At 36.8% G+C, this 23,627-nt stretch carries 20 protein-coding genes; 12 read left to right on the top strand and 8 right to left on the bottom strand.

Going from position 1 to position 23,627, the window contains the following annotated elements:
- The first annotated feature begins 9 nt into the window (after positions 1–9).
- Positions 10–372, top strand: coding sequence for a response regulator (locus CXF85_RS15745; RefSeq protein WP_101229610.1), 363 nt, complete (start codon positions 10–12; stop codon positions 370–372).
- Between the two features lie 18 nt (positions 373–390).
- Complete coding sequence (locus tag CXF85_RS15740) at positions 391–1,908, top strand: response regulator (RefSeq protein ID WP_101229609.1); 1,518 nt, start codon at positions 391–393, stop codon at positions 1,906–1,908.
- 6 nt (positions 1,909–1,914) lie between these two features.
- On the opposite strand, the gene CXF85_RS15735 is transcribed toward CXF85_RS15740, so the two are convergent.
- On the bottom strand, positions 1,915–2,862 hold the full coding sequence (locus CXF85_RS15735; RefSeq protein WP_101229608.1) for an ion transporter: 948 nt from the start codon (positions 2,860–2,862) through the stop codon (positions 1,915–1,917).
- A gap of 53 nt (positions 2,863–2,915) precedes the next feature.
- Between CXF85_RS15735 and CXF85_RS15730 the strand changes: the two genes are divergently transcribed.
- Positions 2,916–4,688 carry a hypothetical protein gene (locus CXF85_RS15730; protein WP_101229607.1) on the top strand — a complete coding sequence of 591 codons (1,773 nt, stop codon included), beginning with the start codon at positions 2,916–2,918 and terminating at the stop codon, positions 4,686–4,688.
- A 69-nt stretch (positions 4,689–4,757) separates the two neighbouring features.
- On the opposite strand, the gene CXF85_RS15725 is transcribed toward CXF85_RS15730, so the two are convergent.
- The gene (locus tag CXF85_RS15725) at positions 4,758–5,609 is read right to left on the bottom strand and encodes a 23S rRNA (adenine(2030)-N(6))-methyltransferase RlmJ (RefSeq protein WP_101229606.1); all 852 of its coding nucleotides are present in this window, start codon (positions 5,607–5,609) and stop codon (positions 4,758–4,760) included.
- A 94-nt stretch (positions 5,610–5,703) separates the two neighbouring features.
- Positions 5,704–7,296 (bottom strand): ABC-F family ATPase, encoded by a 1,593-nt coding sequence (locus tag CXF85_RS15720; protein WP_101229605.1) that lies wholly within the window; start codon positions 7,294–7,296, stop codon positions 5,704–5,706.
- Between the two features lie 248 nt (positions 7,297–7,544).
- Between CXF85_RS15720 and CXF85_RS15715 the strand changes: the two genes are divergently transcribed.
- The 6 genes from CXF85_RS15715 to CXF85_RS15685 all read left to right on the top strand — a co-directional run bounded on the left by CXF85_RS15715 (position 7,545) and on the right by CXF85_RS15685 (position 12,902).
- The gene (locus tag CXF85_RS15715; RefSeq protein WP_101229604.1) at positions 7,545–8,042 is read left to right on the top strand and encodes an Sbal_3080 family lipoprotein; all 498 of its coding nucleotides are present in this window, start codon (positions 7,545–7,547) and stop codon (positions 8,040–8,042) included.
- 418 nt (positions 8,043–8,460) lie between these two features.
- A complete protein-coding gene (locus tag CXF85_RS15710) occupies positions 8,461–8,805 on the top strand; it encodes a hypothetical protein (protein WP_101229603.1) in 345 nt (114 codons plus the stop codon).
- A gap of 542 nt (positions 8,806–9,347) precedes the next feature.
- Positions 9,348–9,686 carry a hypothetical protein gene (locus CXF85_RS15700; protein ID WP_101229602.1) on the top strand — a complete coding sequence of 113 codons (339 nt, stop codon included), beginning with the start codon at positions 9,348–9,350 and terminating at the stop codon, positions 9,684–9,686.
- A 145-nt stretch (positions 9,687–9,831) separates the two neighbouring features.
- Positions 9,832–10,188, top strand: coding sequence for a response regulator (locus tag CXF85_RS15695; protein ID WP_101229601.1), 357 nt, complete (start codon positions 9,832–9,834; stop codon positions 10,186–10,188).
- A gap of 29 nt (positions 10,189–10,217) precedes the next feature.
- The gene (locus CXF85_RS15690) at positions 10,218–10,841 is read left to right on the top strand and encodes a chemotaxis protein CheC (protein WP_101229600.1); all 624 of its coding nucleotides are present in this window, start codon (positions 10,218–10,220) and stop codon (positions 10,839–10,841) included.
- Positions 10,842–10,850: 9 nt separating this feature from the next.
- Positions 10,851–12,902 carry an ATP-binding protein gene (locus tag CXF85_RS15685; RefSeq protein WP_101229599.1) on the top strand — a complete coding sequence of 684 codons (2,052 nt, stop codon included), beginning with the start codon at positions 10,851–10,853 and terminating at the stop codon, positions 12,900–12,902.
- A gap of 42 nt (positions 12,903–12,944) precedes the next feature.
- Here the strand turns inward: CXF85_RS15685 and CXF85_RS15680 are convergent, their stop codons facing one another.
- The gene (locus CXF85_RS15680; protein WP_101229598.1) at positions 12,945–15,248 is read right to left on the bottom strand and encodes a YgiQ family radical SAM protein; all 2,304 of its coding nucleotides are present in this window, start codon (positions 15,246–15,248) and stop codon (positions 12,945–12,947) included.
- A 298-nt stretch (positions 15,249–15,546) separates the two neighbouring features.
- Here CXF85_RS15680 and CXF85_RS15675 point away from each other — a divergent pair, with 298 nt between their 5' ends.
- On the top strand, positions 15,547–17,448 hold the full coding sequence (locus CXF85_RS15675) for a DUF885 domain-containing protein (protein ID WP_101229597.1): 1,902 nt from the start codon (positions 15,547–15,549) through the stop codon (positions 17,446–17,448).
- A gap of 159 nt (positions 17,449–17,607) precedes the next feature.
- On the opposite strand, the gene CXF85_RS15670 is transcribed toward CXF85_RS15675, so the two are convergent.
- From CXF85_RS15670 to purM, 4 genes are all read right to left on the bottom strand, one after another.
- On the bottom strand, positions 17,608–18,099 hold the full coding sequence (locus CXF85_RS15670; protein WP_101229596.1) for a hypothetical protein: 492 nt from the start codon (positions 18,097–18,099) through the stop codon (positions 17,608–17,610).
- 447 nt (positions 18,100–18,546) lie between these two features.
- Complete coding sequence (locus CXF85_RS15665) at positions 18,547–19,308, bottom strand: DUF3108 domain-containing protein (protein WP_101229595.1); 762 nt, start codon at positions 19,306–19,308, stop codon at positions 18,547–18,549.
- An 89-nt stretch (positions 19,309–19,397) separates the two neighbouring features.
- On the bottom strand, positions 19,398–20,039 hold the full coding sequence (purN, locus tag CXF85_RS15660) for a phosphoribosylglycinamide formyltransferase (RefSeq protein WP_101229594.1): 642 nt from the start codon (positions 20,037–20,039) through the stop codon (positions 19,398–19,400).
- A gap of 117 nt (positions 20,040–20,156) precedes the next feature.
- Entirely contained in the window at positions 20,157–21,197 is a 1,041-nt protein-coding gene (purM, locus tag CXF85_RS15655) for a phosphoribosylformylglycinamidine cyclo-ligase (protein ID WP_101229593.1), read from the bottom strand.
- A gap of 252 nt (positions 21,198–21,449) precedes the next feature.
- Between purM and CXF85_RS15650 the strand changes: the two genes are divergently transcribed.
- Positions 21,450–22,799: a DUF2066 domain-containing protein gene (locus CXF85_RS15650; RefSeq protein WP_232771231.1), complete on the top strand. Its 1,350-nt coding sequence runs from the start codon at positions 21,450–21,452 to the stop codon at positions 22,797–22,799.
- On the top strand, positions 22,796–23,503 hold the full coding sequence (gene hda / locus CXF85_RS15645) for a DnaA regulatory inactivator Hda (RefSeq protein ID WP_101229591.1): 708 nt from the start codon (positions 22,796–22,798) through the stop codon (positions 23,501–23,503). The genes CXF85_RS15650 and hda overlap by 4 nt, the downstream gene beginning before the upstream one ends.
- Positions 23,504–23,627 lie beyond the last annotated feature (124 nt).

Genomic DNA, 23,627 nt, shown 5'->3' with positions numbered 1-23,627 from the left:
AGGTGAAGTATGAGTAAGATTTTACTGGTTGAAGACAATGAGATGAATCGAGATATGCTATCTCGTCGGTTAATTCGTAAAAATTATGATGTAGTAATGGCAGTAAATGGCCAAATTGGCGTTGATATGGCAAGCTCCGAAAAGCCGGACATCATTCTACTAGATATGAGTTTACCTATCATGGACGGTTGGACAGCCGCAGGGTATTTAAAAGCAAACCCTGAGACTAAAGATATTCCTATCATTGCTTTAACAGCGCATGCAATGGCAGAAGATAAAGAAAAGGCGCTTGCTGCAGGTTGCGATGATTATGATACTAAACCGGTCGATTTTAAGCGTTTGCTCGGTAAAATAGCCGAACTTTTGGGCTAATATTTAGGAGTTACTGCTATGACTAAACTTTCAGTTTTTCAGCATAAACTGGCAGATCTTCGTCATGATTTAAAAACACCTATAGGCCATATTCTTGGTTACAGTGAAATGTTACAAGAAGAGCTTGAGGAAGATCCATGGGAAGAATTTCAAGTTGATTTAGTTAATGTTCATAGCTCAGGAGACAAGCTACTTGCATTAATAGAAGATAACTTAGCGGCCACCAAAAGCTCCGTTCATGATATAGATATTCCCTCTGCACAGTTTCAATTAAGAATGCAGCTTAACCATATCACTGGCTATTGTGAGTTATTACAAGATCTTGCTGAGGATGAAAAACGAGTAGGGCTAATTGGCGATTTAAATAACATTATTCAAGCATCAACTGTATTTGCTGAGATAGTTGAAAATAAGTTATCTATACATTATCTAGAAACAGTTACAGAACTAGAAAAAGTAAAACAAGAGTATGATCAGTCAACTGAAAAAACAAAAAATACAGATTTTTCAGAGAAAACATCCGCTACCACTAATATGACTGAGACAGATGATATAGCTGTAAGTACTATGGGAGAAGGCGGAATAATACTGGTTGTTGATGATAATCCAACCAATTTAGATTTATTATCAAGAAGATTAAAACGCCAAGGTTACCATCCCATCACCGTTGATTCTGGGCAAGCGGCGCTTGATTATCTTGCCGATAATATTGTTGATTTAGTATTGCTTGATTTAGTGATGCCGAAAATGAGTGGCACAGAAGTGTTAACTTTCATTAGACATAAGCCAAAATTAAGAAACTTACCTGTCATTATTTTATCTGCCCATGATGATATGGACATCATTGTAAAGTGTGTACTGCTAGGCGCAGATGATTACTTATTTAAACCCTATAACCCTATTCTACTCAAAGCCCGTTTAGCTGCAACACTAGAGAAGTACCGTTTAAGGCAAAATCAAGTGCCACGTTTAGAAGTATTTATTTCCTCCCCTGGTGATGTTATTCCTGAACGTAAAGTTATCAGAAGTATTATTAACGACTTAAATGTAGAACTTGCTGATAGGGTTCGACTGGTGCCTGTGTTTTGGGAAGATGAACCTTTACTTGCTTCTGATACTTTTCAAGCACAAATTCACCCAGCAAAAAATTCAGATATTTATCTGGGGATCTTTTGGTCACGTTTAGGCTCACCACTACCTGACTCTATTACTAGGGAGGACGGTTCTTTGTATGATTCAGGCTCTGAATACGAATATGAAGATGCCTACTCTGGCTATAAGAATAATGGCAAGCCTGAAATTTTGGTCTATCGAAAAATGTCAGAAGCTTTTGTTTCATTAGCTGATCGTGACAATGTAATGGCCGCCATAGCACAATTTGAAAAAGTCGATAGTTTTATTGAACGTTGGTTTATCGACCCCGAAGACGGCAGTTACAGTGGAGCTTACCATTGTTTTGAACAGCTCGAATACTTTGAAGATATGGTTTATAAGCACTTAAAAAAATTGGTAGTATCACAACTAGAAACCATGTAACTCTCTTTATTTTCCACAATAAGGGCACTTTCCACCGTGATGACTTTTCTTCAGTAATGCAATATTTCTATCTAAATCCTCAGGGCTAATCTCTAGTTGTGAGGCTAACTCTTCTAATGCTGTGTATTCATCTTTGTCAATAACACCATCGGCTAAGGCATGTTTAACATGAGCATCAAGATTCCGTTTACGTTCACGCAGTTCATCACCAAAGCGTGCCGCGAGCATACCCGCAGGTAACGCCACTAAACCAACTCCAATGAGCATAATAAAAGTAGCCACCATTTTACCCAATAAAGTAACCGGAGTAACATCACCGTAACCTACAGTGGTCATTGTCACTACCGCCCACCATAATGAGTGTAAAATATTACCAAATACTTCAGGCTGAGCTTCATTTTCTAAGGTGTACATCACACTTGCAGCAATAATGACTAGAAACATCATAACCATGATAGCAGCGGTAATACTTTTTAACTCCTTCCTTAATACAGTAAGAAAAACATTAAAGCCTTTAAAATAATGGGTTAATTTTAATAACCTTAATACGCGAATTAAACGTAAATAGCGTAAATCGACCATCAAGAATAATGAGAGGAAAAATGGCAGAATCGCTAATAAATCAATTAATGCAATGGGGGAAAAGATATAGCGAACTCTAGCTTGAGCAGATGAATATTCTTTAAAGCGAAAAGACTCGGTACAAGTCCACAGGCGCAGTAAATATTCAACGGAAAAAATACTGATAGAAAATAATTCAAATAGCATTAATTCTTCAGAATATCTTGTACTTATATTTTTATCAGATTCTAAAATAACTGCGGAAACATTGACTATAATGAGGATGATTAGAAAAAGGTTAATCAATTTAGCTTTAGACGATTTATGAACCGAGCCTTCAATGAGTTGAAAAATATAATTTCTCATTTTTGCTAAGTTAATGGCTTTAGGCATGAGTTTTCCATAAAAGATTAAGTTACAAATAATTAAAGCATAAGGTCATAATAATGAAAGTAAAATCCTATGTTATTGGCATAACTGGTCATAGAGATTTTGATGAAACAGGTGATAAGCGGTTATCTGCAAAGCTAAGTTCCTTTTTAAATGAACTAAAGGAGTTATTGCCTAATACTCCTATTGAAATTATTTCAGGCATGGCTGATGGCGCTGATCGCCTGTTAGTTAAAGAAGCCTTAAAGAAGAATATTGCCGTTAGTGCGGTATTACCTATGCCTGAAGAGCAGTATAAAACGGACTTTTCGACAGCGTCTTATCAAGAGTTTAAACAAATCATTACCGACAAAAACGTTAAGGTAACAACCTTGTCTGTAGCAAATATTGATTTAACTGTCGCGCAACAGCAAGGCGATGAACGTAATAAACTTTATCATGCACTCGGGAAGTATATTGTTGAGCAATCAAATTTAGTCGTTGCTGTTTGGGATGGTATTAATTCAGGCTTTAAAGGAGGCACCAGCGATGTAGTATTAAGCTATTTACAGGCTAAAGATATTTCTGCAGAAATTACTAATGAATGTATTGATATACTAGGTGAAAATATTGCTGTTAATCGAAGTTCTCCTTCAGTGTTTTGGCTGCCAGTAACTAAACACACTCATGATAAAAAAAGTTTTCATCAAGTAACAAAAAGGGATAATGCAAGTTATTTAACAGGCTTGCAGGGACCTTATTCGATAAAAACACAGAATGATATGCCGAAAAGTCTCTATCGAGAAATTCAAGAGTTAGATGAATACAACCATCAATACCAAACATTGTTATCTCAAAATAAAATTAGTACAGAGTACCGTTTACTATCAGGCTATCAAGAAGTCGAAAACAATAACAATGCAGAAATATTAAAGAACATTGATGATGAATTTCTTAAAGCAGATTCCATCGCTTTAGCCAATCAAAAAAAATCAGACGGACAATTTAAGTTGTTTGCTTATATGGCGGCTATGATGGGATTATTCTTTTTGGTTTACGCTAAAATAGTTGCGAGCAAATTTCTATTAATTGGCTACTTGATATTATTTCTTGCAGGGTGGTTGTTTTTTAGACGTTCTGAGAAAAGTAAATACTTTACTCGTCATTTAACGGCACGAGTTTTAGCTGAGACCCTAAGAACGCAATTTTATTTAACCCTAATTAAACGACAGAATACTTCAAAAGCAGTTGATTTGATGGCTACAACAGGGGTCAGCCAATTTTCAGGAGCCAGCTGGCTTAAACAAATAGTTACTTCAGTATGCGCGGATAAAGATCGGCAAACTATTGGGCAAACTGATAAACAAAAAAATGACAATATGGCTTTTGTTTGTCAACACTGGGTAATAGATCAAGCAGAGTATTTTGATAAAAAAACAGAGCAGTTATCGTCACATCATCATCAGTTAGAAAAAATAAAGGGCCTGCTATTTATCGGTTCAGGTGTGGCAACTATTTCATTAATATTATTTAAATATCAACTCGTAGATATTATTTTATTTGCCCATGTTGACGCTAAAACTTTTACCGTTTTATTGATGGGGTTATTGCCTTTTTGGTTGGCTGTGTGGGAACTTTATCAAAATAAAATGGCGATAAAAGAATTATTATGGCAATACCGCAATCAGTCACTTGTCTTTAACCAAGCTCAACAACAGCTTCAAAACGCAACAACCCTAGAGCAAAAGTCTGATATTTTAGCTGATTTAGCTCACCATTCAATGATGGAAAATTATATTTGGATTATCCATCGTTATCATCGTGAGCATGAGCCGCCGACAGCAGGGTAAGCAACATTTACTTATATTAACCTAAAGTCGGCTTAACGCATATCGGTCTAGTCGCTATTTTACTTACTTCTACTCAGCAATAAGTTGGTTTAGCGTATAGCTCGAGCCATTATCACCTAACTTAGTTTTCATATATGGTAATATCTCTTCCAGCTGTTGAGACAACTGCCATGGCGGATTAACAATAAACAAACCAGTACCTGTCATGCCATACTCTTCTGTATCACTTTCTAGGCAAAACTCTACCTGCAATACATTCTTGACCGAACTCTTAACGAAGTTATAACTCATTTGCTCAATGAGCTCGCGTTTAACAACGGGATACCAAAGTATATAAGTACCGGTAGAAAACTTTTCATAAGCCTTAACGATAGTCTTAACTGCTTTTTGATAATCTTCTTTAAGTTCGTAAGGTGGATCAATAAGCACTACACCACGACGGCTTGGTGGTGGTACTAAACCAAGTACACCCTTATAACCATCAGCTTGTTTAACAAAAACTTTACGCCAGCGCTGACAAAAATCTTCTAAGTGTTGAATATCTGTCGGATGTAATTCAAATAAATGACTACTATCTTGGCGACGTACAAAGGCTTTAGCTATGCCAGGGGAGCCAGGATAAACTTCAAGCTCATCACTACTGTTTGAATTAAGGTTAAGACTCTTAATCAATGATAAATAAGGTTCTAGTGACTCAGGTGCATCATCATCATTAATGATTTTGGCAATACCGTCTTTATATTCACCTGTTTTTTGAGCATATTCTTCGGCCAATTGATACATGCCAGCCCCAGAGTGACTATCGATATAATGAAAGCCTTTTTCTTTACGAGTCATATAATCTAAAACAAGTGATAAAACACTGTGCTTTAGTACATCGGCAAAATTGCCAGCATGAAAAGCGTGACGATAACTAAGCAAGGTAATTCCTTAAGAGGGAGTAATGGTAAACAATGAAATACGGCTATCAAAAGGTTATTGATAGCCGTTATATATTTTAAACTTAAACTTAAACTTAAACTTGGCTTGCTAAGTATTCATCATAAGTACCAGCAAAATCAATATAGCCGTCTTTGGTTATTTCAATAATACGGGTAGCAATGGTGGAAACAAACTCTCTGTCGTGACTAACGAATAAAAGTGTGCCTTCGTATTGCTCTAACGCCATATTTAATGATTCAATTGATTCCATATCCATGTGGTTGGTTGGTTCATCAAGTAACAATATGTTTGGATTGTGCATCATTAGTTTGCCAAACAACATACGGCCTTTTTCACCACCAGATAATACTTTAACTGACTTATTAATATCATCAGCAGAGAAAAGTAAACGACCTAAATAACCACGAACTGCTTGTTCATCATCTTCTGGTTGACGCCATTGGCTCATCCAGTCAAATAAGGTCATGTCATTTTCAAATTCGAATTCATGATCCTGTGCGTAATAGCCGATATTGACATTTTCAGACCAAGTGAACTCGCCTGAATCTTGTTGGTAAGCTACTTCGTTCATTAACGTACGTAATAACGTGGTTTTACCAATACCGTTTTCACCGATAATGGCGATACGTTCACCGACTTCAATTAACGCTGAAATGTTTTTAAGAACATGGGTATCTTCAAAACTTTTATTCAATTTTTCAATAACTAAAGCATTACGGAATAATTTCTTTTCTTGCTCAAAACGAATAAACGGATTACTACGACTTGATGGTTTTACTTCATCTAATTGAATTTTATCAATTCGCTTAGCACGAGACGTCGCTTGTTTTGCTTTTGATGCGTTAGCTGAGAAACGAGCAACGAAAGCTTGAAGTTCACCAATTTGTGCTTTCTTCTTAGCATTATCTGACAATAAACGGGCTCTTGCTTGTGTGGCTGCCAACATGTATTCGTCGTAGTTACCTGGAAAAACACATAGTTCGCCGTAATCTAAATCGGCCATATGCGTACAAACACTGTTTAGGAAATGTCTATCATGCGAGATTATGATCATGGTTGAATTACGTTCATTTAACGTTTCTTCTAACCACTGGATAGTGTGAATATCCAAGTTGTTGGTTGGCTCATCGAGTAACAAAATATCAGGATTTGAGAAAAGTGCCTGAGCAAGTAATATACGTAACTTAAAGCCAGGGGCTATTTCGCTCATTAAACCGTAATGTTGCTCAATTGGAATACCGACACCGATTAACAATTCACCTGCACGACTTTCAGCACTGTAACCATCCATTTCAGCGTATTCAGATTCTAAATCGCCGACTTTCATACCATCAGCTTCGCTCATTTCAGGCAAAGCATAGATACGGTCACGCTCTTCTTTTACTGCCCATAGTTCGGTATGGCCCATGATCACAGTATCAATAACGCTGTTAGCTTCAAAAGCGAACTGGTCTTGGCTTAATTTACCTAAGCGTTCACCGGTATCAAGATTAACGTTACCAGATGTTTGCTCTAAATCACCACCTAGAATCTTCATGAAGGTAGATTTACCACAACCATTTGCACCGATTAAACCGTAACGATTACCGCCACCAAATTTTTGAGAGATGTTTTCAAAAAGAGGTTTCGCCCCGAATTGCTGGGTTATGTTATTTGCTTGTAAGATAAGTGGCTCGATAGTTGATATATGAATCTAATTAGGCGCATTATACTTAAAGCGGTTAATCAATACCATCTATAGCAATTAAATATCTAGCTAGAAATCCCCCCTTATGCAACGTCCTGAAAATTATAAAATTTAATAGAAAACTGATAAATTACAGAATAAAACCGTTTGTAGCTACTTTGTTATATTTCCTTAGTGCAAAATGCGCGATTAAAATTGCCCCGACCCAAACAGGAATACAAATAGAAATGAAAAAATTAGTCGCTGCTTTAGCTGTCATTACATCCATTGCCCTTAGTGGCTGTTCAGGCAATGGAATGTCAAACGTTAAACAACTTAATACAAATGAATTCAAACAAGCTAAAACTCAAATTGTCATGATTGATGACGACAAGCAACGGACGTCAGTTAAAAATGTATTATCTGATTGGATGCTTGAAAATGACTATGATGTTGCAGATTATAACGTGAGGGTCAAGCAGAAGCTTAAAGATGGACAGGTGCTATTTAAATACAACGCTAACTGGTGGTGGGATATGGCGTCATATATGCGCTATGCGAACCTAGAGTTAGTTGATAAAAATGGCAGTGTTTTAGCTAGTGTAGATTTTGATTCCGTTGAATATGGTGGGATGGATAAATTTGGCAATGCGGAACGACGCTTGATAATCTTAATGGAAGTCTTAATGAACGAAATGGATATTAAGGCGGCAGAAAAGTGTTTGGAACTTGGCTGCGGAGATTGACAACCAAGTCGGTAGTTCATAGACGATAACATACGAGTGTTATTTTTAAGGTGTCATTTTTAGTCTTTTAAATACAGAGCATTCGCTGAATTAATTATTTTAAATCCCTCACTATAGAGGGATTTTTAGCCGTATTAATAATCATATATTCTGCTAGCATGCGGTACTTACCATAATCCCTTGAATTGATATTCTCTTCAATAATTATAAATTTATAGTTAATAAAGCAAAAAACGTGAATTGGCACTAATTGCACGGTACTTGTCGCAAGATGCAAAGCACAGTTTAGAACACTTCAGTATCATACTCCTATAAATGACACCTTATTACATATCTCGCAATGTTTGCTGTGCTTTAGGTGTACCTAGTGAATGAATAACATTCAAACAAATTAATAACGTTTAAGGGTTAACAAAACATGAAAAAATTAATTATAGTGGTTTCGGTTGCAATGGGTTTGGTGATGAGTTCTTTTGGTGCTAGCGCTCATGACACAGGTAGATATCACAAACATCAAGCGACCAAGAAAGTGATTGTTGTTAAGCCAAGACATACTCGCGTTTTAATTGCGCCAAGACATAGCCACCACAATACATGGTTAGCGGTAGCGGCAACTGTTGGTATAGTGTTAGCACTTAATGCTGATGGTGATACGGTCGATAACAATGGTAACAAGGTTGTTTTTCTAGATGCTAATCGCTATCAAGGCGGTGATGATGTTCAAGTTATTAATCAAAACGGTATTACGTACATCATCAAATAGTAATAAATTTAGAATAATGGCGACTAATTACCACCTATTATCAATATAGGTGGTTAGTTGCTCGTGTATTTTCGCTCAGTATAAGCCATTTCATATATCCCCCTTTAACAATCTAAAGTCTATATACGTAAATTATAAATGACTGTTGTTTATCTATTTTTTTAAGCACTTCAAGTAAAGCATTGCTACTCAGCAAATCTCACGATTTCATATATACCCGCTCCACTTGAAGATGTTCGTTTCAGGAAACCTGAGCGAATCATAATCAAGGTACATTTTTTTGTTAAGGGTTACTCCCTTAAAAACAAATTTAACGACGGGTATGCTTTGCTCAGTTTTCCCCAAAGGGCTGGTTTATAGACGCTTTATACTACGTTATGGATTTCGACAATAGAATAACTATTCTCTTCAATCAATGCCTTGTCTAAAGGCGTTTATAATTCCAGCTGAATCCTGCATTTTCAAGAAGAACGGGTATATACTTATAAGATAGTACTTTAGGGACGAAGTTAGCAGTATAACGTTAAAGTCGAGGTAGTATTATGAAAGCAATAATGAAGTTTTTGTATTTAATCTTATTCGTATTTTTTGCGATGACATCCAAGCCGTTAAGATTAGTTGGCTTATATCATCAAGAACGATTTTTAACTGTGGCGAAAGAGGTCGGCGTAAAATTATCTTCAGATAAAGCGATTTGGATAACAGAGAAAATCAATAACAAAGTAAATGAATTAAAGGACTTTATTAGTGAGCAAGAACTTTTCGACCCAACGCATAAGGTCGCTATATCATTAACGGAGGAAGTTAATGAACTTGTAGGAGCACTCGTTGCTGAAAACACTAAAAGCATACTTTATCGATGCTTTGTCTGGTTTACCTAATCTTTCATCCAATACATATCCCTAGATACATTCTAATACCAAGATAAATGTAACTATTTTTTTGATTTACTTGATAAAAAGCAACTCCCTGCATAAGCTTTTTAGCAAAATCATGAGTTTTATGGTTTAACTTTTAGGGGGCGCAATGAGTAAAACAATATTAGTAGTAGATGACAGCATAGTTTCACGCATGATGATAAAGGCAATTATTGAATCTCATGTTCAAGATGTGAATATTATTGAGGCTGGTAATGGTGAGCAGGCGCTTGAAAGGGTTGAGCGAAATAAGGCTATTGATATTGCCTTTATTGATTTCAATATGCCGGGTATGACAGGTTTAGAATTGATTAGTGCATTAGCCGACAAGCTGACAATCCCTAAAGTTGCGTTATTAACTGCCAACATTCAAAATGAAATCAGAGAGCAAGCATTAGCTGCTGGCGTGACTTTTTTGAATAAACCCGTCAATGAAGAGGTTATTGCTACTTTTTTACATAATTAGTCGCATCCTTAACTCACGAGTAATCCTATATGCAAGATAATTTAACTCCCCTGGAAATTGATGCTTTAACCGAAATTTTTAATATTGGTATTGGCCGTGCAGCTAATTCTTTGAATCAAATGGTTTCTCAAACAGTTGATTTAACCATTCCTGAAATTGAAATATTACCGAATAAAGAAGCTAAACAAAAACTAGATTTTGATTCAGGCATAGAAATTAGTGCCGTGACGCAGCGATTTTCTGGGGATTTTCAAGGTCAAGCGTTGTTAATGTTTAGTAAAGAAAATGGCTTACAGTTAGTCAGTTTATTACTTGGCAATAAAATACCGATTGAAGACTTATCCGAATTAGAGCAAGACTCCTTGGTGGAAATAGGTAATGTCATTTTAAATGCATGTTTTGGTACTGTAATTAATTTTTTGCAATCATCTATATCAATCGAAATGCCTGAGTTCATACAGGGTAATATTGATAAAATATTCACTTATAGCAGTGATAATGATTGGTCGCTGTATATTAAAGTTAAATTTTCTTTGCCAAGCAAGCATATTGCCGGACATATCTCATTTATTATGGACATTACCTCATTAGAAGTATTTCAAGAGTCAGTAAGAAAATTTGTCTTTGGGATCACAAACAAAGCTGGCGCGTAGGGGATAGTTATGGCTTATCTATCGAATGATATTTTATACTCCGCTTTAAACCAGTTATCAGTTGGCATTATTATTATTGATGAATCCCAAAATGTCGTTTTTTTTAATCAATGGCTTAGTGATTATTCAGGTTTAGAATTAATAGAGCAGGAAGGTAAGTATCTAGGTGATATTTTCCCACAATATCAGGATTCTAGGTTAAGCAATGCCTGTGAATCTGCTTTAACATTAGGTTTACCCTCGCGCTTATCCCATACCTTTAATCCAACGCCTTTACCCTTGTACCAAAAGAACTTTATTGGCGAAGAGAAATATATAATTCAGCAGCAAATCAGTGTTAAAAGAATTCCCATCAAGTCATCACAACAACTTTGCCAAATAGTGATTGATAACGTAACTTATATGGTTAAGAAAGAGAAAACGTTACAAAAACTAGCTGATGATAATAAAATTCAAAGGCAAAAGGCAGAAGTTGCTAACGAATCAAAATCTCAGTTTCTCGCCAATATGAGCCACGAAATAAGAACGCCGATTAACGGTGTTTTAGGTATGCTCACTTTATTAACGGATACTCAGTTAAGTAAAGCACAAAGCCATTTCTCTCAGCTTGCTACGGTAAGCGCTGAAACCTTATTACATTTAATCAACGATATATTAGATTTTTCAAAAATAGAGGCTGGTAAACTTGATATAGAGAAAGTAGCTTTCAATCTAGTCGACTGTATTGCTGAAACAGTGCAAACCATGGCTATAAAAGCACAACAAAAAGATATTGAAGTTATTATCGATAGCACGGTTTCAGTTGAAGGGCTTGTCATTGGCGATCCGAGTCGATTGAAGCAAGTAATCACTAACTTGCTAAGTAATGCCATTAAATTCACTGACAAAGGTGAAATAATTATCACCGTTAAAACGGTAGACGTTGATGCAACTCATCTTAAGCTTTTGGTCAATATAGCGGATACCGGGATAGGTATTCCCAGAGAAAAATGCGCTGATCTCTTTGATGCCTTTACTCAAGTCGATGCTTCTACGACCAGAGAGTATGGCGGAACTGGACTTGGCTTAACTATTGTTAAGCAATTGTGTCAACTGATGGGCGGAGAAATTGACGTTGAAAGTGAACAAGGCCAAGGTAGCCAATTTATTTTTAATTTGATTTTAGACAAAACAGAGCAAGTAACAAAACCTCTCAAACAGTTTAATCAGAAGCCAGTAATGGTGATTGACTCGAACGTAAATAGTGGTGATATACTGAGTAAACAATTGCAACTATGGGGTCTCAGCGCTGAATTTAGTGACGCAAAAACTGATGTTAAATCGTTATGTGACAATATTGAAAAGAACCATTTTTCAGTGCTATTACTTGATGAAAACCTTGATGAATTTTTACTTAAAAAAGTTTTTGATTCTTTGGTTAATAGCAAAAAGTCTCAGCTCAATAAAACACAAGTTATCTTATTAACCCTGATGAGTAATACCCGCGCTAGCAAAAGTGCATTGTTGACATCATTAATGACACAAGAACAGCCTTATACCCTAACTAAACCTATTGTGGCTAAAAACCTACATCAAATATTAACCCAGACTTATTCATCTGTAACAAAGGCGGTAGATAGTGGTTCTACAAAATCACTGATAGAGCCTAAGGTGATAGCGGATAGTGATAATGAGCAGGTGAAAATATTATTAGTTGAAGACAATAGAATTAATCAAGAAGTTGCACTGGGACTATTACGTAAAATGGGGCATCGAGCGGATGTGGCTAAAAATGGTGTACATGCTTTAGAGCTACTGCAGCAACGTCAACTGACACAACCATATACGTTAGTTTTGATGGATTGCCAAATGCCTGAAATGGATGGTTATCAGGCAACGATAGCCATCCGCTCAGACGATAAATATCAGCTGACTAGTCAGGTTAATATTATTGCTATGACGGCTAATACCATGAAAGGCGATCAAGAAAAGTGCATAGCCGCAGGTATGAATGATTACCTAGCTAAGCCAATTAACCCAAGCTTATTAGCCGAAAAGATATCCTTTTGGCTAGTTAACTAGTGTAATGCTCTGATCTTCATTCAGAGCATTACTAAACTGCTATTACTTGCTATTTTTCCTATCAGAGAACTGATTGTCACTAAAACGCGTTAAACCTTTTTTGTGTGTTGGCGTTTTCTTCTTCTTGCCATTTCCTTGCTCTAATTTAGGCTTGTTTTGACCTGGACTCGTTTTAAACCCTTGCGAGTTGTTCTTACCTTGTCTATCTTTATTTGCTAATTGCTGCTCGCCACGTGTTTCTCTTGGTACAAGACAATTTGGTGCAGAGCCAATCAACTTGGTTAAACCCATTTTAGTTAGTGCTTGGCGAACTTGTGCCCAGTTAGCTGGATCGTGATAACGTAAGATCGCTTTATGTAATCGACGTTGAATAGTCCCTTTAGGCACGTTAATTTTCCCATCTAACTTGGCTAAATTTTTACTGGTAACATTACGTAGCGAATTAAGCTCGGTATGATACAAGGTCGTTGCATTCGCTAAAGGTGAAGGGTAAAAATTTTGTACTTGATCTAACTTAAAGTTATTTTCTTTTAACCAAAGTGCTAAATTCACCATATCTCTGTCAGTGGTACCCGGGTGTGCAGAGATAAAATAAGGTATTAAATATTGTTTTTTACCAGCAAGTTTTGAGTAATGATCAAACATTTCTTTAAATTTGTCGTAGCTGCCCATGCCAGGCTTCATCATATTATCAAGCGGGCCTTGCTCTGTATGTTCAGGTGCAATTTTTAAATAACCGCCCACATGGTGAGTTGCCAGTTCTTGCACATACTCCGGATGCTCAATAGCTAAATCATAACGAACACCTGAGGCAATCAATACCTTTTTAATACCTTTAACTTTACGGGCTTTACGGTACAGCTCTATAGTTGGCGTATGATCTGTATCTAAGTGACCACAAATTGTTGGCCAAACACAGGAAGGTTTTCTACACGTTGCTTCAGCCTTTTCACTTTTACAATTAAGCTGATACATATTGGCAGTTGGACCACCAAGATCTGATATAACACCCGTAAAACCAGGTACTTTTAGCTTAATATCTTCAATTTCATTGATGATGGATTCATGAGAACGACTTTGAATAATACGTCCTTCATGTTCGGTAATTGAACAAAAAGTACAACCACCAAAACAGCCGCGCATGATGTTAATCGATGTTTTGATCATATCGTAAGCAGGTATTTTTGCTTTACCATAACTTGGGTGAGGTACGCGTTTATAGTCAAGACCAAAAACACCATCCATTTCTTCAGTTGATAATGGTTTAGCTGGCGGGTTTAACCAAATAAGACGTGTACCGTGGCTTTGCACTAATGGCTTTGCAGAAGTTGGATTAACTTCTTGATGAAAAATACGTGAAGCATGAGCATAAAGCACTTTATTTTCTTTTACTTGTTCAAAAGTGGGTAAATAAATGTAAGTTGTTTCCCACGGTTTAGCTTTTTTATCCCAGGTTTTATTTCGATAATCAGCAATTTCAATTGGCTGTGCTGTTTTAGTTATATCGTTATCTGAGATAGATGCTGCTGTTTGAGCTTCGTTATCACTACAAGACTCTGGCGTAATTTCTTCATAAGGGCTATGAATAGGATCAATTTTACCAGGTCTGTCAATATCGCGTGAATCAATACCTTGCCAACCAGGGAGTACTTCATTGGTTAAAAAAGCGCTACCTCTAACATCGGTAATGTTTTTAACATCTTCACCGCGGGCGATGCGATGGGCAATTTCAACTAATGGACGTTCGGCATTACCAAAAACTAATAAATCAGCTTTTGAATCAAACAATACTGAGCGGCGTACTTTATCTGACCAATAATCGTAATGCGCTATTCTACGTAAGCTTGCTTCTATTCCACCGATAATTACTGGAACACCTTTAAAGGCTTCTTTACAGCGTTGAGTATAAGCAGTTACAGCACGATCAGGACGCTTACCACCTTCATCATTCGGCGTATAAGCATCATCATGACGCATTCTTCGCTCTGCGGTATAACGGTTAATCATTGAGTCCATGTTACCTGCAGTAACACCAAAAAATAAATTAGGCTTTCCTAATTCCATAAAGGCATCTTTTGAGTCCCATGCGGGTTGTGAAATTATACCAACTCTAAAACCTTGTGCTTCAAGCATACGACCGATAATAGCCATACCAAAACTTGGGTGATCAACGTAAGCATCACCAGTAACAATAATAATATCGCAGCTATCCCAGCCGAGTATGTCCATTTCTTTACGAGACATAGGTAAGAACGGTGCTGTGCCGTAGCACTCAGCCCAGTATTTTGGATAATCAAATAACCCTTGCTGAGTTTTCGAAATTATTTGTTTTTTTACTGAAGTCATATCACCATTCCCGTTGGGGGTTAACCGATTTTAAATCGTTGTACTGCTAAGTAACTGTACCGCAAATAGCGGGCGCGAGATTATATCAGATAATTCATCTTATCCCCAAATATATCTGTTTGTTTTTTGAACAGCTAAGAGATGTCATATTATTTAAATCTGGGATTGTATAATGTTTACAATGTTAGTGGCATTTGTTCTAATCTATATGTGATGAAATGCAGTACTAAACGAATAAAAATAGTTAATAAATAAAATAAAAATAACCCATATTGATAAAAGATTTTTTGAGGAATATATGAATAAAAATTTAAAGAATAGCTTATTAGCGACTGCTATTATTGCCGCGTTAGGCTTGACCGCATGCGATAAAAACAATGATATTGCCACCGAAACAAAAACAACTACAGCGCCATCAGCGACTAATGAAAAACAATCGGTTAACGCAAAGCAAGAATTAGCGTCTTTATATTTACAAGCTAAGCAAAGCCTTTTTAAGCAGCGCGCTTTATCAGCCACTATGTATGGTTTATCCGAAGAAGATGTGGGTCAAGCCGTTAGTAGTAAAATGGAACTTTATAGCCCTGAAAATGAAACGAAACTCAGAACAGAGTTATTATCATTATCCAATAAAATTGCTAATATCAAGCTAGATGATGCAGATATAACCACGAAAAACAATCAACAAGTTATGTCTGGATTAGCGCGGTACTTTGCTGGGGCGCCAAACTTTACTATAGGTTTTATTGATACATGGATGGGCCTTTCTCCTTTTATTGTAAATCAAATCAATGGTCCGTTGATTGATATCCCGCGTATTATGCAAAATGATCAGCCAATTACAACTGAGCAAGAAGCATTAGATTACATCGCACGTTTGGCACAGTTTGATCAATTGGCTGCAAGTATTATTGAAAAACAAGCGGCAGATGCGGCTCAAAACTGGTTGCCATCAAAAGTTACCCTAAAAGGTGCAATCAAGTATTTGAAAGGCTTCACTCTTGTCGCAGCTGAACAGCATTCATTTGTTAGTGTTTTTCGTGAGAAAGTAGAAAAAATTGAATCACTTAGTACAGAGAAAAAACAGTCTTTAACAAATCGAGTTATCGCTGAAGTAAGTCAGGTGGTTTATCCAGCCTATCAATCAGTTGAAAAGGCCAGTGAACAATTACTAGCTAAAGCTCGTACTGAATCGGGAATATGGGCACAGCCAAAGGGTAGTGCTTACTACCAAGATGCGATTAAGCAATTAGGTGATAGTGAATTAACGCCGACTCAAATTCATCAACTTGGCTTAGAAGAAGTAGCGCGCATTAGTAGTGCTATGGATAAAATTTTACTGGAACAAGGTTATAACAAAGGCTCTGTTGGTGAACGCATGGTAGCGTTAAATGAAGAGCCAAGATTTTTGTATGAAGATTCCAAAGCAGGACGAGAAGAGTTACTCAGTGATATTAATGGTTATATCACCGACGTAACTGAAAAAATGGCGCCTGTATTTAAAACTACGCCAAGTTACCAAGTAGAAGTAAAAGCATTCCCTGTAGAAGTACAAGATGGTGCTCCAGGCGGTCAATATACATCACCAGCTGTTGATGGCAGTAAACCCGGTATTTATTGGATTAATTTGCGTGATATGAAAGCCAACCCTAAGTTTGGTTTAAAAACGCTAACTTATCATGAGGCAAATCCTGGTCATCATTGGCAAATAGCCTTGAATTTAGACCAAGCTGAATTACCTTTTTTACGTAGAATTGCACCGTATAACGCCTACGCCGAAGGTTGGGCCCTTTATTCAGAGCAAGTCGCTTATGAACTTGGCATGTATGAGAATGATCCCTTTGGTGATTTAGGTCGTTTACAAGCTGAGTTATTTAGAGCTGTACGTTTAGTCGTTGATACAGGTCTACACGATAAGCGCTGGACGCGAGAGCAAGCTATTACCTATATGTCTGAGCAAACGGGTACCGCAGAGTCGGATGTTATTGCAGAGATTGAGCGTTACATGGCTTGGCCGGGTCAAGCGTTAGGTTATAAGCTTGGCATGTTAAAAATCTTAAGTTTACGAGAGCAAGCTAAAAACCGCTTAGGCGATAAGTTCGATTTAGCAGAGTTTCATGATGTAGTACTTTTAAATGGTGCGGTACCGATGACGGTTTTATCACGTAATATAAACCATTGGTTAGACACTAAGTTATAAGTTACTGAAGCCCAACACGCTCGTTTTAGTAGGGTGGCACATATTATAAAAGCCGTATTGTTTTAAACAATACGGCTTTTATTTTTTATAATTTAAATAAATTGTATCAGTGATGGCTTGATTCGATTTTTAGCTTTTAGCTTTTAGCTGTTAATTACTTTAATGTAATTTTTTACTGTTTAACGACATTTCATTCTTTCGATTATTTTTAAGTAGTACACATTGAGTTTCACCTAAACGTGCGCAGTTATCGAGCGCGATAATTTCATCTGCTGCAAAAGATGCATTTGAAAGAATAACAGCAGAACAATTACCGCGGCATAAAACATTTTTTATTTGCTCTATATCTAAATGAGCAGACTTTTCATCAAGTAAGTTATTCACTTTATTTTTGCCTTTAAAACTAACACAAAGCACTTTAGAAATATCAACACCATGTGTTTGTGCTAACTGCTCTAATGATGATTCTTCAGGGTTGATAAACAGCACCCATTTTTTTTCTTGATTATGCTGTTGGCAAATAGTTGCATAGTGCGACGACAATTCTTGATGGTTTTCAACATTAGCTAACTTTAACCAAACCTGCTCTGTAAGTGGTGTACTGATGGAATTCTTTATTACATTACTGTTAATTGCATTGGTTGTGAACATAGTTTTGCCTCGAGTTGAATAGTGATATATAACTATACTGTATGGATGTACAGTATATGGTATTTGGTGGCTATTCAAGCATTATTTGTTGTTTTTTGAACAAAACATTCAATTGATATCACTATCCTTTGGTTTGTTATCTTGAGCTGTGTTTAAAAAGCATCTGATGCTGGGCAACCGATAGACTCAATAATTATTAACTAACAGGTTTGAGGGCAATACAGGTTCCCGTTCTTTAATCAGCAAAATAATTCTAATAAAGTTTAATCACATCATGTGCTAGGGAAGTTAAGCCAGTAGTAAATTTTAGGTATGGGTAACCAGTAGATGTAGTCGAGAACGTGCATTTATGAATTACTAATTAAGTAATTAAGTAATTAAGTCAGGACAAAAAAATGAGCATGTATTATGCTCATTGATTGCTGTACTTATTAAATATGGGTGTTGCTACTTAAGTTCTAATGTCGATAATTGTGCTTCAAATTGTTCTGCGCCTGCTTTTACTTGATAGAGTTTTACCAGTAAGTAATTTAACTCTGGGGCAAACCAAGCATAAGTAATGCGTTTTTTCTCAATGATTTCACGTTTTAAGCGAATCGTTTTAACTAAGCCATAAGGGAGGATAATCTCCTCTTCACCATCATACTGATATTGATAATTTTTGATCGAGCCTTTAGTGCTAATTACCGGATAGACAAAGCGCTTTTGATCTGGGTTATTAATTAAGTCTATGCGGTTTTGTAAGTGATAGCTCAATTTATCTAACAGACCATCAGTGAAATCTAGTGAGATCTTGTTATTTTTTTTCAAATCTGCTGCCGTTTTACCTGCTAAATCATACTGCCATTGATAGTATTTATCACGGCCTGTTCCCTCGCGCTGATAATCATAATTTAAGGGGATAACTTGATTGTTTTCTACCTTAACTATCGATGTTTCGCTGCGTTTATCAGAAAAAATCAACCAATTTATATCCGTTTCATAATGATATTCAATTTTATCATCTTCAAGGTAAGTTAATTCTCGGATCGCGTTGCCAACGGGATCTGATTTACGTAATAAGGTATAAGTTGCACGATAAGCAGGGATGATCGCCGAGAATGATTTTTTTTGTTCTACAATGCTTGGTGTTGAAGGCGTTTGAAGCTCTGTGTTCGCGTAAGCTAAAAAAGGTAATGTTAAACAAAGTAGAGTGAGAGTTTTTCGCATAAGAAAAAAATAATCCAGAAGCAATTAGTAGCGAATATACTAACAGCTTCTGTAGAACGGGTATAGCTAACTGTATTTAGCCACAAAGGCTAATCGTTGGCATAACCTGAAGCAGATAAAATATTATCATCTAATATTGCATTATCGCCTTGCATGCTTAGTCGTTGTTCAGCAAACCACTTTACTACCAATGGGTAGATGCGGTGTTCTTGTTCATGTACTCGGGCCGCTAAATCATCACAGTTATCACCTTCAAATACAGGCACTTTGGCTTGAAGAATAACAGGGCCGCCATCAAGTTCTTCAGTAACAAAGTGAACACTTACACCATGTACATCATCACCGGCATCTATAGCGCGTTGATGGGTATTTAATCCCTGATATTTAGGTAAAAGAGAAGGGTGTATATTGAGCAGTTTACCTTGATAATGTTGAACAAAGTTAGGCGTCAGAATACGCATAAAACCTGCTAATACAATTAAATCAGCATCAAAACAATCAATTTTCTTGATGAGCGCTTGATCGTAATCTTCACGGCTATCAAAGTCTTTATGAGAAAGTGCTACCGTGGCAATATCAGAATCTTTAGCACGTGTTAGGCCATATGCATCGGCTTTATTTGATACTACCCCAACCACTGTCGCGGGGTAATTACTATCAGAACAGGCGTCTATAATGGCTTGTAAGTTAGTGCCACCACCAGAGATCAAAACTACTATTTTGCTCGACATATATTTTCCTCATATATTAATAAAGGGTGAATAAACAATTAATAAAACGGAGATAAATAAAAGGGGCTAGTAAATAGCCCCTTTATAATATATTCGCTTGTTTAAACAGTTAACTGTTTAGGCAAAAACAACAGGCTCTTCGCCGTCAGCTTTATCAGCGATTTCGCCAATGTGCCAAGCATTTTCACCATGTGCTGCTAATATCTCAATACTCTGAGCTACTTTATCAGCTGGTACTACGATAACCATGCCAACACCACAGTTGAAAGTGCGGTACATTTCATGTTCAGTGATGTTACCGTTTTCTTGTAACCAGTTAAAGATGCTCGGCCATTGCCAGCTATCACCTTTAATAACAGCTTGTGCTGTTTCAGGTAATACGCGTGGGATATTTTCCCAGAAGCCACCACCAGTGATATGAGAAAGTGCGTGAACATCTACATTTTTAAGTAACTCAAGTACAGATTTAACATAAATCTTTGTTGGTTCAAGTAAATGGTCAGCAATTTTCTTGCCTTCAAGTAATTCATTCGTATCAGTGTTGTTCACTTCTAATACTTTACGAATTAAAGAAAAACCGTTTGAATGTGGACCTGAAGCGCCAAGTGCAATCAATTGATCGCCAGCTGCAACGTTAGTACCATCAATCAAGCGAGACTTTTCAGCTACACCAACACAAAAACCAGCGATATCGTAATCGCCTTTGTGGTACATACCTGGCATTTCGGCAGTTTCACCACCAACAAGAGCACAACCTGCTTGAATACAACCTTCCGCAATACCTTCAACTACTGATGACGCAACAGCAATATCAAGTTTAGCCGTAGCATAATAATCAAGGAAGAATAAAGGCTCTGCACCTTGAACGATAAGATCGTTAACACACATAGCAACTAAGTCGATACCAACAGTATCGTGCTTAGCTAAATCAATAGCCAAACGTAATTTAGTGCCAACGCCGTCGGTACCTGCAACTAATACAGGTTCTTTATAACCTGTAGGTAATTGACATACCGAACCAAAACCACCTAGACCACCCATAACTTCTGGACGTGTTGTGCGCTTTACCGCACCTTTAATGTTTTCTACTAGTGCATTACCAGCATCAATATCAACACCAGCATCTTTATAGCTTAATGATTGTTTTTGTTCGCTCACAGGAGACCTCAGAAATTACTGACAGTATTTAAAGGGGCGTATTCTATCAGCGCAAAGGCTCATACTCAAGACGATAAACAGTATCTTCTGTTAGTTTTATTTTATTGGCCGATTTACAAGGTATTTATTCTGTTTTGCGGGTATTAATTGCTGACAATGTGGTAAGATAATACATATGAATTCATTGAGTTTTTGAAATTTTTAGTAGATATGTTTAGATTTTCATCTGTAATAATTATATTGGTTTTTTCGGTGCTTAGCGCGAGCTCGACAGCCCTTGAAGTAAATGATCTGTACCAAGCCAAAGTGGTGGTCGACTCACAAGATCGAGCGCAACGTGAACAGGCAACAAAAAAAGCACTGCAAGGTGTTTTTTTGAAAGTTGGCGGGAAAAAGAGTGTTTTAGCACATGATGTGTTAAAAAAAGCTCAAAAAAGAGCCAGTCGCTACGTTAGTCAATATCGATATCAACGTAAAGATGATCAGCTAAGTTTAATTGTTAGCTTTAACGAAGACAAAGTGAATCAATTATTTGAAGAAGCTAATCTGGCCTTATGGGGCAGCTTACGCCCACAAGTTCTCTTGTGGTTAATTGATGAACAAGGCGTTAGTCGCAGTATTGTCGCATCCGATGCTGATTCAATAATCCCTAGTAGTGTTAATGATTTTTCCACACAACGTGGTTTACCTATTATTATGCCTTTAATGGACTTAACTGATAGTACACAAGTGGTATTAAGTGATTTTTGGGGTTATTTTCCTGAACAAATTCAGCAAGCTTCTTTGCGTTATTTTGCTGACACTATTGTGGTGATGAGGGTTTCTGACTCGAGCTTAGTTGATGTGAATGAAAATACGGTCGAGTCAAATACGCTTAATGATGCTTCCTGTGGTTTATTATGTGAACAACAAGAGCTTGTTATCCCTAAAGTACTGGATTGGCGTGTGTTCACTCAAGGTATTCGTTATACCCAAAAATACCAAGGCGTTGATAAAGTCAGTTTGATTAACCAAGGTTTATCCGATATTACTGAATTGATTTATCAATCTTATGCGTTATTAGCTTCAGCAGAGAGTGACTTTGTTATTGAAGTGAAAAATGTCACCTCATTAACAAGTGATACCCAGTTGTTTAATTTCTTAACGGATTTATCTGCAGTTAAGGCGGTCACTTTAATTAGTGCCCAAGGTGATGTTCGTCAATTTAAATTAGATTTAATTGGCTCGAAAGCTTCATTTTTAGCCTCATTAAGACTTAACAATAAGTTAACGCAACAGTTTGATGGTTTGCTTGATGACTTTTCTCAAACGCAGCAATTTAATAACCCGGAAAATGTCACGGTTGATCTTAATAATCTTAACTCTGATCCTGCTCTAAGCGAGACTCTTGATAACTCAGTAACACCTTCTATTAGTAACCCTGATGTACATATTGATAAAATCACCCAAGAGACTAACCCTACGGTAGAGAATAGCGGTACTTTGAATGCTAACTCTGTCGATGAACTAACCAAGAATGATCCATTGCAAATATTAACCGAAACAATAACACCACCTACCATTGTACCCAAAATGCCCGTTTTTTATTGGGAGCAAGGATGAAGCAAGTCGCTCAATTAACCTTGATGGTGCAATTACCCGATGATGAAACTTTTACTAGTTTTAAAAGTGATATTAATCAGAGTATTGTTAGCCAATTAAAGTCTTATATAGACCCACAGCAATCAACACCACACAGTTTATATTTGTTTGGCTTATCAGGTACGGGTAAATCGCACCTAATGCATGCCAGTAGTACTTATGCTGCACAAATTGGTAAGTCGTCCGTTTGCTTATCTTGTGCAGAGTTAAAACAATTACCGGTAGAAGTTTTAGATGGCTTAGAGCAAATTGATTTAATCTGTTTAGATGATATCCACTTAATTGCCGGTGATAAGCGCTGGGAACAAGCTGTTTTTGATTTATATAACCGGGTATTAGAACAAAATAATTACTTATTAATTTCAGGGGATGAAAGTGCTCAACAGTTAGGTATAAGTTTACCTGATTTAGTCTCAAGGCTGACTTGGGGGTTAACGGAGCAGATTAAGCCACTTGATGATGACGAAAAGGTTATTGCTATACAACACCGTGCCACTCAGCGAGGTTTGTTTTTGTCAGATGAAGTGGTTAAGTTTTTACTTAATCGTTTAAGTCGAGATATGGGCAGTTTAATTACTTCACTTGATATATTAGATAAAGCTTCTATTCAAGAACAAAGAAAAATAACCATTCCCTTTATTAAAGAAGTGCTTAGCCTTAGTTAAGTAATATTATCGAAAAAATGGACCTTACAAAATAAAAAACGCGACTAAATCAGTCGCGTTTTTTGTTTGAGTAGTATTTAGAGTCGTAGCAATAATACTAAGTCGATGTATTATTCACAGGTCC

This window comes from Colwellia sp. 75C3, from assembly GCF_002836255.1.
Taxonomy (GTDB): Bacteria; Pseudomonadota; Gammaproteobacteria; order Enterobacterales; family Alteromonadaceae; genus Colwellia.
Note: the sequence above shows the minus strand (reverse complement) of the source record. Positions and strands in the feature narration are given on the sequence as shown.